The sequence below is a fragment of the Pelagibius sp. genome, from assembly GCF_965249265.1.
Classification (GTDB): Bacteria; Pseudomonadota; Alphaproteobacteria; order Kiloniellales; family Kiloniellaceae; genus Pelagibius.
Window position 1 is genome coordinate 125,587 of record NZ_OZ252224.1, and the last position, 13,746, is coordinate 139,332.

15 protein-coding genes are annotated in these 13,746 nt (G+C 63.6%); 14 read left to right on the top strand and 1 reads right to left on the bottom strand.

The window, feature by feature from the left end; translation table 11 throughout:
• The first annotated feature begins 49 nt into the window (after positions 1 to 49).
• From ACP146_RS00605 to ACP146_RS00630, 6 genes are all read left to right on the top strand, one after another.
• Positions 50 to 1,552: a sugar ABC transporter ATP-binding protein gene (locus ACP146_RS00605; RefSeq protein ID WP_422364821.1), complete on the top strand. Its 1,503-nt coding sequence runs from the start codon at positions 50 to 52 to the stop codon at positions 1,550 to 1,552.
• Positions 1,545 to 2,528 carry an ABC transporter permease gene (locus ACP146_RS00610; RefSeq protein ID WP_422364822.1) on the top strand — a complete coding sequence of 328 codons (984 nt, stop codon included), beginning with the start codon at positions 1,545 to 1,547 and terminating at the stop codon, positions 2,526 to 2,528. Before ACP146_RS00605 ends, ACP146_RS00610 begins: the two co-directional genes overlap by 8 nt.
• Positions 2,528 to 3,541: an ABC transporter permease gene (locus ACP146_RS00615; protein ID WP_422364823.1), complete on the top strand. Its 1,014-nt coding sequence runs from the start codon at positions 2,528 to 2,530 to the stop codon at positions 3,539 to 3,541. The genes ACP146_RS00610 and ACP146_RS00615 overlap by 1 nt, the downstream gene beginning before the upstream one ends.
• Positions 3,538 to 4,386: a sugar phosphate isomerase/epimerase family protein gene (locus ACP146_RS00620; RefSeq protein WP_422364824.1), complete on the top strand. Its 849-nt coding sequence runs from the start codon at positions 3,538 to 3,540 to the stop codon at positions 4,384 to 4,386. The genes ACP146_RS00615 and ACP146_RS00620 overlap by 4 nt, the downstream gene beginning before the upstream one ends.
• 56 nt (positions 4,387 to 4,442) lie before the next feature.
• Positions 4,443 to 5,039: a nucleoside/nucleotide kinase family protein gene (locus tag ACP146_RS00625; RefSeq protein ID WP_422364825.1), complete on the top strand. Its 597-nt coding sequence runs from the start codon at positions 4,443 to 4,445 to the stop codon at positions 5,037 to 5,039.
• Between the two features lie 99 nt (positions 5,040 to 5,138).
• On the top strand, positions 5,139 to 5,939 hold the full coding sequence (locus tag ACP146_RS00630; protein ID WP_422364826.1) for an inositol monophosphatase family protein: 801 nt from the start codon (positions 5,139 to 5,141) through the stop codon (positions 5,937 to 5,939).
• A 129-nt stretch (positions 5,940 to 6,068) separates the two neighbouring features.
• On the opposite strand, the gene ACP146_RS00635 is transcribed toward ACP146_RS00630, so the two are convergent.
• Positions 6,069 to 6,707, bottom strand: coding sequence for a sugar-binding transcriptional regulator (locus tag ACP146_RS00635; protein WP_425032141.1), 639 nt, complete (start codon positions 6,705 to 6,707; stop codon positions 6,069 to 6,071).
• A 35-nt stretch (positions 6,708 to 6,742) separates the two neighbouring features.
• Between ACP146_RS00635 and ACP146_RS00640 the strand changes: the two genes are divergently transcribed.
• The 8 genes from ACP146_RS00640 to ACP146_RS00675 all read left to right on the top strand — a co-directional run bounded on the left by ACP146_RS00640 (position 6,743) and on the right by ACP146_RS00675 (position 13,741).
• Positions 6,743 to 6,904, top strand: coding sequence for a hypothetical protein (locus ACP146_RS00640; RefSeq protein ID WP_425032142.1), 162 nt, complete (start codon positions 6,743 to 6,745; stop codon positions 6,902 to 6,904).
• Positions 6,905 to 7,311: 407 nt separating this feature from the next.
• Positions 7,312 to 8,610, top strand: coding sequence for an ABC transporter substrate-binding protein (locus ACP146_RS00645; RefSeq protein ID WP_422364828.1), 1,299 nt, complete (start codon positions 7,312 to 7,314; stop codon positions 8,608 to 8,610).
• A 111-nt stretch (positions 8,611 to 8,721) separates the two neighbouring features.
• On the top strand, positions 8,722 to 9,600 hold the full coding sequence (locus ACP146_RS00650; RefSeq protein WP_422364829.1) for a carbohydrate ABC transporter permease: 879 nt from the start codon (positions 8,722 to 8,724) through the stop codon (positions 9,598 to 9,600).
• Positions 9,601 to 9,613: 13 nt separating this feature from the next.
• On the top strand, positions 9,614 to 10,444 hold the full coding sequence (locus ACP146_RS00655) for a carbohydrate ABC transporter permease (protein ID WP_422364830.1): 831 nt from the start codon (positions 9,614 to 9,616) through the stop codon (positions 10,442 to 10,444).
• Positions 10,445 to 10,455: 11 nt separating this feature from the next.
• Positions 10,456 to 11,460 (top strand): ABC transporter ATP-binding protein, encoded by a 1,005-nt coding sequence (locus tag ACP146_RS00660; protein ID WP_422364831.1) that lies wholly within the window; start codon positions 10,456 to 10,458, stop codon positions 11,458 to 11,460.
• On the top strand, positions 11,457 to 12,227 hold the full coding sequence (locus ACP146_RS00665) for an L-iditol 2-dehydrogenase (protein ID WP_422364832.1): 771 nt from the start codon (positions 11,457 to 11,459) through the stop codon (positions 12,225 to 12,227). The genes ACP146_RS00660 and ACP146_RS00665 overlap by 4 nt, the downstream gene beginning before the upstream one ends.
• A 13-nt stretch (positions 12,228 to 12,240) precedes the next feature.
• Positions 12,241 to 13,017 carry an SDR family NAD(P)-dependent oxidoreductase gene (locus tag ACP146_RS00670; protein ID WP_422364833.1) on the top strand — a complete coding sequence of 259 codons (777 nt, stop codon included), beginning with the start codon at positions 12,241 to 12,243 and terminating at the stop codon, positions 13,015 to 13,017.
• Positions 13,018 to 13,054: 37 nt separating this feature from the next.
• On the top strand, positions 13,055 to 13,741 hold the full coding sequence (locus ACP146_RS00675; RefSeq protein ID WP_422364834.1) for an HAD family hydrolase: 687 nt from the start codon (positions 13,055 to 13,057) through the stop codon (positions 13,739 to 13,741).
• The last annotated feature ends 5 nt before the right edge of the window (positions 13,742 to 13,746 follow it).

A 13,746-nucleotide genomic window follows, 5' to 3' on the forward strand; every position in this document is an offset into this window, starting at 1 on the left:
CCCCGATTTTTTTGCGGCGGGCCGGCTTTTCTTGAGAGGTTCAAGGGCTATGGCGGAGCAGGCTGCGCCAGCGGCAGTGCTGGCGATGCGCGCAGTCAGCAAGACCTTCGGCGGCGTCCGGGCGCTGCGCGACGTGTCCTTTGCGGTGCGGGCGGGTGAGGTACATTGCCTTGCCGGTGAGAACGGCTCAGGCAAGTCCACGCTGATCAAGATTGCGACCGGCGTCTACAGCGCCGATGCCGGTGCGGAAATCGACATTGCAGGACGACCCGTCGCGGCGCCCACGCCGGGGCTGGCGCGGCGGCTCGGCGTCGCCGTGATCTGGCAGGACCTGGCCCTCTTCCCGGAAATGACGGTGGCCGAGAATATCGCTTTCGAGGCGCTTTTGGGCGCCCGCCCGCGCCTTGCCTCCCAAAGGCAACTGCGCGAGACCGCAGAGCGGGCTCTGGATCGGCTCGGCGTCACGCTTGATCTGAGCGCGCCGCTGCGATCCCTGCCCATCGCCAAGCGCCAGATCGTCGCCATCGCCCGCGCCCTGGTGGGCGAGACCAAACTGATTTTCATGGACGAGCCTACCGCCTCCCTGACCCGGAACGAGACCGACCATCTGCTGCAGATCGTGCGCAACCTTTCGGCCAGCGGCGTTGCCGTGGTTTTCGTCAGCCATCGCCTGGCTGAGGTTCTGGAGATTGCCGAGGCGGTGACGGTGCTGCGCGACGGCGGCCTTGTCGGCGTCTTTCCGGCCGAAGGTATGACCCAGTCGCGGCTGACCGAACTGATGACGGGGCAGACCTTCGACAGTGCCGTCTCGGCGCGGGATCGCGGAACGGCGCCGGCGGTTCTGGAACTCCGGGGCCTGACCCGGAGCGGCGAGTACCAGGATATCGACCTGACCATCCGTGCCGGCGAGACCGTCGGCATCACCGGGCTGATCGGTGCCGGACGCACCGAACTTGGCCACACGCTTTTCGGGATGAACCGGCCCGGGCGCGGCGAGATTCGTCTCCACGGCAAGCCGGTTTCCTTTCGCTCGAACAAGGACGCGATTCGTGCCGGCATCGCCTATGTTTCCGAGGACCGCCTGTCGCTGGGCCTGATCCAGCCGCAGTCGATTGCCGACAACCTGGCTTTGCCGGTGCTCGACCGCCTGCTGTCGCTCGGGCTCATTTCGCCGCGCCGCAAGACGGCGCTGGTTGACGGTTGGATCCGCGATCTGGCGGTAAAGATCGGCAAACCGGAGGATCCGGTCTCGACCCTTTCCGGCGGCAATCAGCAACGCATCGTGCTGGCGAAGTGGTTGGCCACGGAACCGCGCCTGCTGATTCTGGATGCCCCGACCGTCGGTGTCGACGTCGGGGCCCGGGCGGGAATCTTCGCGATTATCCGCCGGCTCGCGGAGCAGGGTTTGGCGATCCTGCTGATTTCCGACGAGGCGCCGGAGGTGCACTTCAATGCTGACCGGGTCCTGCACATGGCGGGTGGGCGGATCGTCGAGGAATTCGATCCGCGGGAGACCAGCCTCGCGGCGCTGGAGCTTGCTGTCTATGCGTAATCTCGTCCGCGCCAATGCAACGGAAACCTGGCTGATCCTGGTGACGCTGGTCCTCTGCCTGTTTCTCTCGCTGGCGACGGAGCAGTTCTTCAGCTTGGTGAACTTCACCGACCTGCTGAACACCTCCGCCGTGAACCTGATCTTCGCCATGGGCCTGGTGGTCGTGTTGATCGCCGGCGGGATCGACATCTCCTTCGCCGTGGCCGCCTCGGTGGTGCAGTACGTGACAGCCCTGGCCCTGATGTCTCTCGGCGGCGGCAACTGGGCGCTGGGCTTCATCGTCGCCGGCCTCTGCGGCATTGCCCTGGGGGCGGTGAATGCGGCGTTGATCCATCACTTCCGCATCATCTCCATCGTCGTGACCATTGCCACCTTCAATGCGTTCTTCGGCCTCTTGATGTTCTTCACCCGGGGTGTGTCGATCTACAACCTGCCGGACTGGTGGAGCGACCGCATCATTCTTTGGGAACATGAAACCGCCGGCGGCGCCTGGGCGGAACTGACCTTGCCGGTGCTGGTCATGTCCATCTGCGTGTTTCTGACCTGGCTCTTGATCGGGCACAGTTCGACTGGACGTCAGCTCTATGCCTATGGCGACAATCCGGAAGCGGCTCGGCGTGTCGGCATCAACGAGGCGGCCATGCAATACATCGCCTTCGGCTGGCTCGGCCTGATGCTGGGGATTGCCGGGCTGATGCAGGTGAACTATGCGCAGGAGGTTGTGCCCAACGCCCTTTTCGGCCGCGAGCTCGACGTGCTGGCCGCGGTGGTCCTGGGTGGCGCGCGGCTCGGTGGCGGGCGCGGGACGGTACTGGGCTGCGTGCTCGGGGTCCTGTTGATCGCCATCACGGAGAACGGCCTGAACCTGCTGGGGGTCTCGCCCTATGCCTTCAAGATGGTGGTCGGCGCGATCATCCTGGTGGCGATCACGCTTTCCAACATCTCTCTTGAAACCCTGGTCCGGCGGCGCGTGTGATGGGCCCTTTGCAATCCTTCCTGAAGGCAAGGCCCTTTCTAAAGGCACGGTTGGGCACAGAGGTCATCGGGCTGGGCCTGTTCCTGCTGCTGGTCGTCGTAGTCTTCTCGCTGCTCAGCGATCGTTTCCTTACCGCCGCCAACTTCGGCTCCGTCGCCGTGCAACTGCCGGAACTGGGACTCCTGACCCTGGCGATGCTGCTGCCGATCCTCTCCGGCGGTCTGAACCTGGCGGTCACCTACACCGCCAACATCTCAGCCCTGACCCTGGCCTGGGTGCTGCAGGCCAACGGCGGACCGGAAGCCGGCTTCGGTGCTTTCTTCCTCGGTTCTGTCCTGGCTTTGGCGGTCGGCGGGGCCTCAGGCTTTGTGATGGGTGCGGTGGTCGCCTATTCCCGTGCCCATCCGATCCTGGTCAGCCTGGCGATGATGATCTTCCTGCGCGGACTCGGCGAATATCTCACCCGCGGCGGCGACATCTCCGGCTTTCCCGACTTCGTCGCCGCCATCGGTCACGGCAGTGTCCTGGGTGTGCCGGCGCCGCTGATCGTTTTCCTGGTTTGCGTGCTGCTCTGGCAGATCCTGCTCGGCCGCAGCCGCCTGGGCTTCTTCACCTACATGGTCGGCTCCAACATCGAGGCGACACGCTATTCCGGGGTGAACACCAAACGGGCCCTGACCCTGATCTACACCCTCTCGGGCATCATGTGCGCGGTGGCGGGCATCGTTATGATGGCGCGCTTCAACTCGGTGCGTGTCGGCCACGGCGAGGCTTATCTGCTGATCACCGTGCTCGCCTGTTTCCTGGGCGGCGTCGATCCCTTCGGCGGTTTCGGGCGTGTAACCTCCGTGCTGCTGGCGCTGGTAATTCTGCAGCTGCTGTCCTCGGGGCTCAATCTTCTGGGGGCGAATCAACATCTCAGCACCGCGGTCTGGGGGCTCTTCCTCATTGCCGTCATGGTGCTGCGCTTTGCTTGGAAAAGATGGATTGAAATGAGGAGGAACGGGACATGAAGGGTTTGGGTGTGCACACCAGCCTCTGGGCGATGAACTGGACCCGCGAGGGGGCTGAGATTTCCGTGGCCGAGGCGCAGCGTTACGGCGTCGACTTCATCGAGATCGCGCTGCTCGATCCGCCCTCGGTGGATACCGCCCATACCCGCGGCCTGCTGGAGGAGGCGGAGATGAAGGCGGTCTGCTCGCTCGGCCTGCCGGCGGAATGCTATGCCTCGCGGGATCCGGAAAAGGCCGTTGAATTCCTCTCCCTTGCCATCGACAAGACGGTGGAGATCGGCGGTCTTGCTCTCTCCGGCGTGACCTATGGCGGTATCGGGGAGCGCACCGGTGTGCCGCCGACCCAGGACGAGATCGACAACGTCGCGCGGGCACTGGCAGGCGCTGCCAAGTACGCCAAGTCCAAGGGCATCGATCTGGGTATCGAGCCGGTGAATCGCTATGAGAATCATATCATCAACACCGGGCGGCAGGCGGCGGAGATGATCGACAAGGTGGGCGCCGACAACATGTTCATCCACCTCGACACCTATCACACCAATATCGAGGAACACGGCGTTGCCAACGGCATCCTGGCCGCGCGCGAACACCTGCGCTACATGCATATGTCGGAAAGCCATCGCGGCGTGCCCGGCAGCGGAACCTGCGACTGGAACGAGATTTACGGAACCCTCGCGGCCATCGGCTTCGATGGCGGTCTGGCGCTGGAAAGTTTCATCAACCTGCCGCCGCAGATTGCCTCGGCGCTCTCGGTCTGGCGTCCGGTCGCCGACAGTGCGGACCAGGTGATGCTGGAAGGCCTGCCCTTCCTCAGCAATATGGCGAAGCAGTACGGCTTGATTTGATGGGACCGGAGGTTCAGAGGCTCGACACGGCGTCTTTCATCGCTCGCCTACATTCCTTGGCGCAAGCTGCCGCCGAGGGCTCGCGCCAGATCGTCGCGCTGGCCGGCGCGCCCGCATCAGGCAAGTCGACCCTGGCCGAGACGGCCGAGCGCAGTCTGAACGATGCTATGCCGGGTATCTGTGCCGTTCTGCCCATGGACGGGTTTCACTACGACGATGCGGTGCTGGAGGCGCGCGGCTGGCGCGCCCGCAAAGGGGCGCCCCATACCTTCGATGTCGGCGGCCTGATTGCCATGCTGCAACGGCTGCGGGCCAATGCGGAGCCGGCTGTCGCCGTGCCGCGCTTCGACCGTGGCCTGGAAATTGCCCGGGCTGGTGCGGTGCTGATTGAACCCTCGGTGCGGCTGATCCTGGTGGAGGGAAACTATTTGCTCCTGAAGGAAGCGCCCTGGGACGGCCTGGCGCCGCTTTTCGATCTGACGGTCATGATCGAAAGCGATGAGGAAACCCGCGCCGTCCGCCTGCGGCAGCGCTGGCTGAATCACAATCTGAGCGCACCGGAAGTCGCCGCCAAACTGGAAGAGAACGACCTGCCCAACGGCCGCTACGTCTACGCCAACAGCCGCGAAGCCGAGCTTGTCGTAACCTGCTGACTTCGGACAAGATGCCTCCGCTGCATCGGCGGCCCGTTTCGACAGCCTCTCTTTGAGATCGGCGGAGGCAAACCCGCAAGAGAAAAGGCCACGACTTAAATGGATACTCGTTATGCCTTCGCCCAGGAACTGGCGCGCGAAGCGGGGCTTCTGGCCTATGACTACTACAAGCGGCGCAGCGCGCTGGCGGTCGAGAGCAAGGGTTTGCAGGATGTGGTGTCCATCGCCGACCGGGCCGTCGAGGACCTGATCCGCAAGCGCCTGGCCGAGCGCTTTCCCGAAGACGCCTTCCTGGGCGAGGAGAGCGGCGCCAGCGAGTCGCTTGAAGACGGGCGATCCATCTGGGTCGTCGATCCGATCGACGGCACCGCCTGCTTTCTCAACGGCATGCCGAGCTGGTGCGTTTCCATCGCCCTGGTGCACGAGGGTGCCATTGAACTCGGGGCGATCTACGACCCCAACGTCGACGAGCTTTATGCCGCCCGGCGCGGCGGGGGCACTTACCTGAATGGGGAGCGCCAGCCGGACCTCTCGGCGACCGCTTTTGCAGACGGCGCCTTTGGTATTGGGTTCTCCCAGCGCTCGACCTCCGGCGAGATTGTCCCTCTTATTCAAGGCCTGGTGGATGACGGCGGCATGTTTCTGCGCAACGGATCGGGCGCCTTGATGCTGGCCTATGTGTCAGTGGGCCGCCTGATCGGCTACTTCGAGCCGCACATCAATTCCTGGGACTGCCTGGCCGGCCTGCTGCTGGTGCGGGAATCGGGCGGCTGGACCAACGACTTCCTCGCCGACGGCGGCCTGCTGCGCGGCAACGTCTGCGCCGCCGCGGCAGCGGGTCTCGCCCCGAAACTGCAGGCCCTGATCGCCCGGACTGTGCCCAACCCGACGCGGCCCTGAGAGTCTAAATCGTTTTCGACTTATGTCCGATCGGTTCCGGCCCGCTCCCGCTCCCGGCCACCCACCAGGATAATCGCATTGGGTGGCCGGGAGGGGGAGTGGGCAGGCGCCGACTAAACATGAAAGACTCTAAAGCAGGGCTTCGGCCGTCGCCTCGTCGGTGATGAGGGCGGAGGCGAGGCGGCCCTTCAAGGCCGCCTTCAGCGCCGGTACTTTCTGCGGCCCGCCGCCGACAATGACGGTCAGCCGCTCCGGCGGGGATTCCAGCGGCAGGCTGGCGACCCTTTCGTTGACCGGACTCTCCAGCGGGCGCCCCTCGGCATCGAACGACCAGCCGGTGATTTCGCCGACGGCCTCCGCCTCGATCAGGGCTGAGATGTCGTTGTCGGTCATGAAGCCATCGCGGTGGAGCGGTGCCTGCCAGCCGATCTCGCTGATTCCGACGAAGCTGGCGCGCGCTTGGTCGCGCAGTTCGCGCAGCACCGCAAAGGCGCGTTGGCCCTGCAGTGCCTCGCGATCGGCCACCGTTTCCGTCAGCACCGGCGCGGGCATGGGATAGCGTTGGGCGCCAACCTTGTCGGCCAGGCGCATGACCACGTCGTAGGGGCTGGCCTGGCCGCCGGCGGACATGGCGCCGACCAGCGAGACCACCTTGTGCTGCGGCCGGTCGAGACTGTCCAGTTCCTCCACCGCCGCCCGCAGCGTTCGCCCGGTGCCGACACAGATGACCATGGGCGCTTTCGCTGCGAGCAGGCGCTGCAGGCGCACCGCAGCGGCGACGGCGATGCCGCCGGCCGAATCCGGTGCATCAGGATCGCTGGGGTGACGTCGCAGAACTCAAGCCCATAGCGCTCGGTCAGGCCGGCGGCCAGTTCGGTGCAGGAAGCGATGGGATGATCGAGCCGGAACTTGATCAATTTCTCGCTGACCGCCAGGGCGACGAGCCGCTGCACCGCCTGGCGTGAGAGGTCGAGCTGGGTCGCGATTTCGTCCTGGGTCCGCCCCCCGATGAAGTAGAGCCAGGCCGCCCGCGCCGCATCGTCGCGCCGTTTGTCGCTGGGTCTGTCTGAAGGGGAAGGCGAAGATCCGCGCATCGGGCCTCTGCAGCCGGGGTTATGGACAGGCAACGGGTGTCGCCGGGCAATTGTGCAGTGCGACAGAGAAAGCCCGCTGACGATCACGCCTTCGGGCAAAGCTCTTTAAGGCACTGAAAAGCTTCTAAACCAATTCACTTACCATGGGAAGCAAGCAGCCACCGCCGGGCGGCTTTGCACGGTCTCCGCGCAAGCCCCCTTGACTCTCGTGCGTATAAGGTCGATCATATGCTCAATAACAGAGCATATGCTCATAAACCTAGGGAGGAAGGCTAAAGATGGTCCTCACACGATTGGCGCTTACCGCAGGTGTTCTGCTTGCATCCACCGCGCTTGCCTCGGCGGAGACGTTGACGATCGCCACGGTCAACAACGGCGACATGATCCGCATGCAGGGGTATACCGACGACTTCACCGCCAAGACCGGCCATGAGGTCGAGTGGGTCACACTGGAAGAAAACGTTCTGCGTCAGCGCGTGACCACCGACATCTCCACCAAGGGCGGCGCTTTCGACCTCATGACCATCGGCATGTACGAAACCCCGATCTGGGGTTCGAACGGCTGGCTGATTCCGCTCGACGATCTGAGCGCGGAATACGATGTTGACGACATCCTGCCCGCGATGCGGGACGGGTTGAGCCACGACGGCACGCTCTTCGCTGCGCCGTTCTATGGTGAAAGCTCGATGGTGATGTACCGCACCGACCTCGTCGAAGCGGCCGGCATGACCATGCCCGACGCCCCGACCTGGGACCAGATTGCCGAGCTGGCCCGCGCGATGACCGATCGCGAGAAAGAAATCAACGGCATCTGCCTGCGCGGCAAGGCCGGTTGGGGTGAAGGCGGCGCCTTCATCACGGTTACCGCCAACTCCTTCGGCGCGCGCTGGTTCGATGAAAACTGGAAGGCCCAGTTCGATCAGCCCGAATGGGCCAATGCCCTCAACTTCTTCGTGAACCTGATGGCCGATGCGGGCCCTCCGGGCTACGCCACCAACGGCTTCAACGAGAACCTGTCGCTGTTCCAGCAGGGCAAGTGCGGCATGTGGATCGACGCGACCGTTGCGGCATCCTTCGTGACCAACCCCAACGACTCAACCGTCGCAGACAAGGTTGGCTTTGCCCTGGCGCCGGACACCGGCCTCGGCAAGCGTTCCAACTGGCTCTGGGCCTGGGCGCTGGCTATTCCCGCCGGAACCCAAAAGGCTGACGCCGCCAAGCAGTTCATCGAGTGGGCGACCTCGAAAGAGTACATCGAACTGGTTGCCGCGAACGAAGGCTGGGCCAACGTGCCGCCGGGTGCCCGCACCTCGCTCTACGAGAACCCCGAGTATCAGAAGGTGCCTTTCGCGCAGAAGACGCTCGATTCCATCAAGGCGGCCGACCCGACGAACCCGACCGTCAAGCCGGTGCCTTATGTCGGTATCCAGTTTGTCGCCATTCCGGAGTTCGCCGGTATCGCCACTGAGGTGAGCCAGGAGTTCTCGGCTGTCTATGCCGGCCAGCAAACTGTGGACGAGGCGCTTGCCAAGGCGCAGGCCCTGACCACCGACGCTATGGAAGCGGCAGGCTACTAGAGCTTCCTCCCGGCCGGGGGGCGGCTGCGCCCGCCCTCCGGTCCTCCACCTCTTGAGATCACAACCCCCGAGTCTCCGAGGCTTCGGGCGTTGACAGAGGAGGTCTGTCCAATGGCCACCCAGCATTCCCGCTCCGCAGCCCGCTTTATGTTGGCACCGGCAGTGATCCTGCTTCTGGGCTGGATGCTCGTGCCGCTGACGATGACGCTTTTCTTCTCCTTCAAGAAGTATCTGCCGATGCGCGGCGACTCGATGGCCGGTGGCCTGGATTGGGTCGGCTTCGCCAACTACACCCGCTTCGTGACCTCCAGCGCTTTCTGGCCCAGCGTGCAGACGACCCTGGTTATCGTCGGCGGTGTCCTGGCCATTACCGTAGTCCTGGGCGTGCTGTTGGCGATCCTGCTGGACCAACCGATGTGGGGCCAGGGCATGGTTCGCATCTTCGTCATCGCGCCCTTCTTTGTGATGCCCACGGTGTCGGCGCTGGTCTGGAAGAACATGTTCATGGATCCGGTGAACGGCCTTCTGGCACATCTTTGGAAGTTCTTTGGCGCTGCGCCCGTGGAATGGCTTAGCCAGGCGTCGATGCCCTCACTGATCATGATCGTCAGTTGGCAATGGCTGCCCTTCGCCACCCTGATCCTCTTGACGGCGATTCAGTCACTCGACAGCGAACAACTGGAGGCGGCCGAGATGGACGGCGCCCCGGTCCTGAAGCGGTTTTGGTTCATCGTGCTGCCGCATCTGAGTCGCGCGATCACCATCGTGGTCCTGATTCAGACGATCTTTCTCCTGGCGATCTTCGCGGAGATCTTTGTCACCACCGGCGGCGCGTTCGGCACCAAGACGCTCAGCTACCTGATCTTCCAGCGTGTGCTGGAAAGTCAGAACGTGGGCCTTGGTTCCGCCGGCGGCGTCTATGCCATCATCCTTGCCAACATCGTCGCGCTCTTCCTGATGCGCATCGTCGGCAAGAACCTGGACAGGTGAGGAGGAACGGATAATGGCCCGCGCTGTCACGACGCAACGCAAGACGATCAACACGGCCGCCGCCTGGGCGATCGGCCTTCTGATCTTTTTCCCGATCCTCTGGACGATCCTGACCAGCTTCAAGACCGAGGCCCAGGCGATCAGCGACCCGCCGATCTTCCTGTTCTTCGACTGGACGCTGGAAAACTACTCGATCGTACAGGAGCGCTCGGACTACATGCGCTTCCTCTGGAACTCGGTCATCCTGGCGGGCGGCTCGACCCTTCTGGGCATCATCATCGCCGTGCCCGCCGCCTGGTCCATGGCCTTTGTGCCCTCGCGCCGCACCAAGGACATCCTGCTTTGGATGCTCTCGACCAAGATGCTGCCGGCGGTGGGGGTGCTCTACCCGATCTACCTGCTGTTCATCCAGTTTCGGCTTCTCGACACGCAGCTGGGCCTGACTCTCGTCCTGATGTTGATCAACCTGCCGATCATCGTCTGGATGCTCTACACCTACTTCAAGGAAATCCCCGTTGAGATCCTTGAGGCCTCACGGATGGACGGTGCCGGCCTGCGTGAAGAGATCCTCTACGTCCTGACGCCGATGGCCTTGCCCGGCATCGCCTCGACCGTTCTGTTGAACTTCATCCTCGCCTGGAACGAGGCGTTCTGGACCCTCAACCTGACCGCCGCCAAGGCCGCACCGCTGACCGCGTTCATCGCCAGCTATTCCAGCCCCGAGGGCCTGTTTTTCGCCAAGCTCAGCGCGGCCTCGACCATGGCGATCGCGCCGATTCTCATCCTTGGCTGGTTCAGCCAGAAACAACTCGTCCGCGGCCTGACCTTCGGCGCGGTGAAATAGGGAAGACGGAGATGGGACAGATTACGCTCAACCAGGTAACCAAGACCTTCGGCGACGTGAATGTCATTCCGCCGCTGGACCTGGAAATCAACGACGGCGAGTTCGTGGTCTTCGTCGGGCCCTCGGGCTGCGGCAAATCCACGCTGCTCCGGCTGATTGCCGGGCTGGAGGATGTAACCAGCGGGATGATCCAGATCGACGGCAGCGACGCCACGGCTGTGCCCCCGGCCAAGCGCGGGCTGGCGATGGTGTTTCAGTCCTATGCGCTCTACCCGCATATGTCGGTGCGCAAGAACATCGCCTTCCCGCTTAAAATGGCCAAGATGGATCAGGCCGAGATCGACAAGCGCGTGAACAATGCCGCCAGCGTGCTGAACCTGGCCGACTATATCGACCGCCGCCCCGGGCAACTCTCCGGCGGCCAGCGCCAGCGGGTCGCCATCGGCCGCGCCATCGTGCGTGAACCGGCCGCTTTCCTGTTCGATGAGCCGCTCTCGAACCTCGACGCCGCGCTGCGCGTGGGTATGCGGCTGGAGATTTCCGAACTGCACAAGCGCCTCGATACCACGATGATCTACGTGACCCACGATCAGGTCGAGGCGATGACCATGGCCGACAAGATTGTCGTGCTGCAGTCCGGCGTGATCGAACAGGTGGGCAGCCCGCTTGAGCTTTACATGACACCGCGCAACAAGTTCGTCGCGGGTTTCATCGGCTCGCCCAAAATGAATTTCATCGAGGGTGCCGAGGCCCAGAAATATGGTGCGCACAGCATCGGTATCCGGCCTGAGCATATCGAGGTTTCCGACAGCGAAGGCCCCTGGACCGGCGTCGTCGGCGTCGCCGAGCACTTGGGCTCCGATACGTTTTTCCACATCCACGAAACCGGCCTGGCCGACCCCATAACCGTCCGCGCCAGCGGCGAGGTCAGCTTCAGTCATGGCGACAGGATCCATATGAAGCCTCGCGAAGATCAGATCCACAGGTTCGACGCGGAGGGACTGCGAATCGCATGAGCCGTTTGCAGGGAAAGGTTGCGCTCGTCACAGGCGGCGCGCGTGGAATCGGAGATGCCATTTGTCGCGCCTATGCAGCCGAGGGCGCGAAAGTCGCCGTTGCCGACCGTCTGATCGAAGACGCGCAGGAGACAGCGTCGGCGCTGGGCGAGAACGCGATGGCAGTGGCGATGGACGTCACAGACCTGGATGCGATTGCCGAGGGTGTCGCCGCGGTGGAGGAGAAATGGGGCGGTGTCGATGTCCTGGTGAACAATGCCGGCATCTTCAACATGGCCCCGATTGAGGAAGTGACTGTTGATGACTATCGCCGTCAGTACGACGTGAATGTCGCGGGCACGATCTTCGCCATACAGGCTGTGGTTCCGGGCATGAAGAAGCGCGGCGGCGGCGCCATCATCAATCTCTCCTCGCAGGCAGGCCGTCGCGGCGAGCCCAATATCACCCTCTACTGCTCGACCAAGGCGGCGGTGATCTCGATAACCCAGTCCCTGGCGCTGGAACTGGCCAAGGACAAGATCCGCGTCAACGCCATTGCCCCGGGCGTCATCGACACGCCGATGTGGGCCCATGTGGACGCGCTTTTTGCCAAGTATGAGAACAAGGCGGTTGGGCAGAAAAGGCGTGAGGTGGGCGAGGCCGTGCCGCTTGGCTATATGGGTGCTCCTGACGATGTCGCTGAGCCCGCAGTGTTCCTCGCTTCTGAGGGGGCGAGGTATATCACCGCACAGACGCTCAACGTCGACGGCGGCAACTGGATGAGTTGAAGGGCCTGGTGTCATGTATCTCGAAAAGCTGAAACTGGATGGAAGGGTTGCCGTGGTCACCGGTGGCGGCCAGGGGATCGGCGCCGCCTGCGCCCGTGCTCTGGCGGAAGCCGGCGCAAAGGTGGTGATTGCCGAACTGCAACCCGAACGTGCCGATGCCTGCGCCGCCGAACTGGCGAAACTCGGGCTCACGGTGGAGTCGGTGCCCTTGGATGTAACAAAATCCGAGGATGTCGACCGCGTAGCGGCGGAGGTTATCGCCAAGCATGGTCGCGTCGATATCCTGGTGAACAATGCCGGTGTCGCCAAGAGCGACGTGAAGGCCGAAGACACCAGCGACGAACACTGGCGCTTTCACATGGACGTCAATCTCGACGGGCTGTTCTGGTGCTGCCGCGCCTTTGGCCGGCAGATGCTGAAGCAGGGCAGCGGCTCCATCGTCAATATCGGTTCGATGTCCGGCTTCATTGTGAACAAGCCGCAGCCGCAGTCTTTCTACAATGCCTCCAAGGCCGCAGCCCACCACCTGACCAAGTCGCTGGCGGCAGAGTGGGGCGCCAAGGGCGTGCGGGTAAACGCCGTCGCGCCGACCTATATCGAAACGCCCCTCACGGCCTTCGGCATGAATGAAAGCCCGGACATGTACCGGACCTGGCTGGAGATGACGCCGATGGCGCGGGTCGGCCAGCCTGACGAGATCGCTTCGGTGGTGCATTTTCTTGCTTCCGACGCCGCCAGTCTGGTGACCGGGTCTGTGGTGCTTGCCGACGGTGGCTATACCTGCTGGTGAGGGGCGGTTATCCTGTATCCAACCTTTGGGGGTTGGTGTGGCGCCGCTTGGACTGATCATTTTCGACTGCGACGGCGTGCTGGTGGACAGCGAGCCGCTTTCCATGCGCGTCCTGCTGCAGACCATCGCCGAAGCCGGGGCGGAGATCGATGTTGCCGAGGGTTACGAGGCCTTTCTCGGCAAGTCGCTGGCCACGGTCTGCGATCAGCTGCGCCGGGACTATGGCATCGATCTGGATGCGGCCGTGCTTGAGCGCATGCGCCGTCACCTCTATCGCGCCATCCGCCGGGAACTGCAGCCGATCCCCGGCATTGCCGAAGCCCTGGCAGGGTTTTCGCAGCCGCTCTGCGTCGCTTCTTCCAGTCAGCTTGAGCGGATCGCCCTCTCCCTCGAGGTCACCGGTCTGGCGCCCTATTTCAAAGGCAACCTTTTCAGCGCTTCCATGGTGACGCGCGGCAAGCCGGCGCCGGACCTTTTCCTGCATGCCGCGGAGCGGATGTCGGTGGCGCCGTCGAACTGTATCGTGATCGAGGACAGCCCCGCCGGTATCACCGCCGCTCTGGAGGCGGGCATGGCTGTGTTCGGCTTTACCGGCGGCAGTCATGCCCGGACCGAGGCGCATCACGGGAAGCTGGCGGCCCTCGATCCCCTGGCTGTTTTCGATGACATGCGTGACCTGCCGGTCCTGATCCAGGACCTGCAGCACCGCCAAAGGGTGTCGTAGCGCAT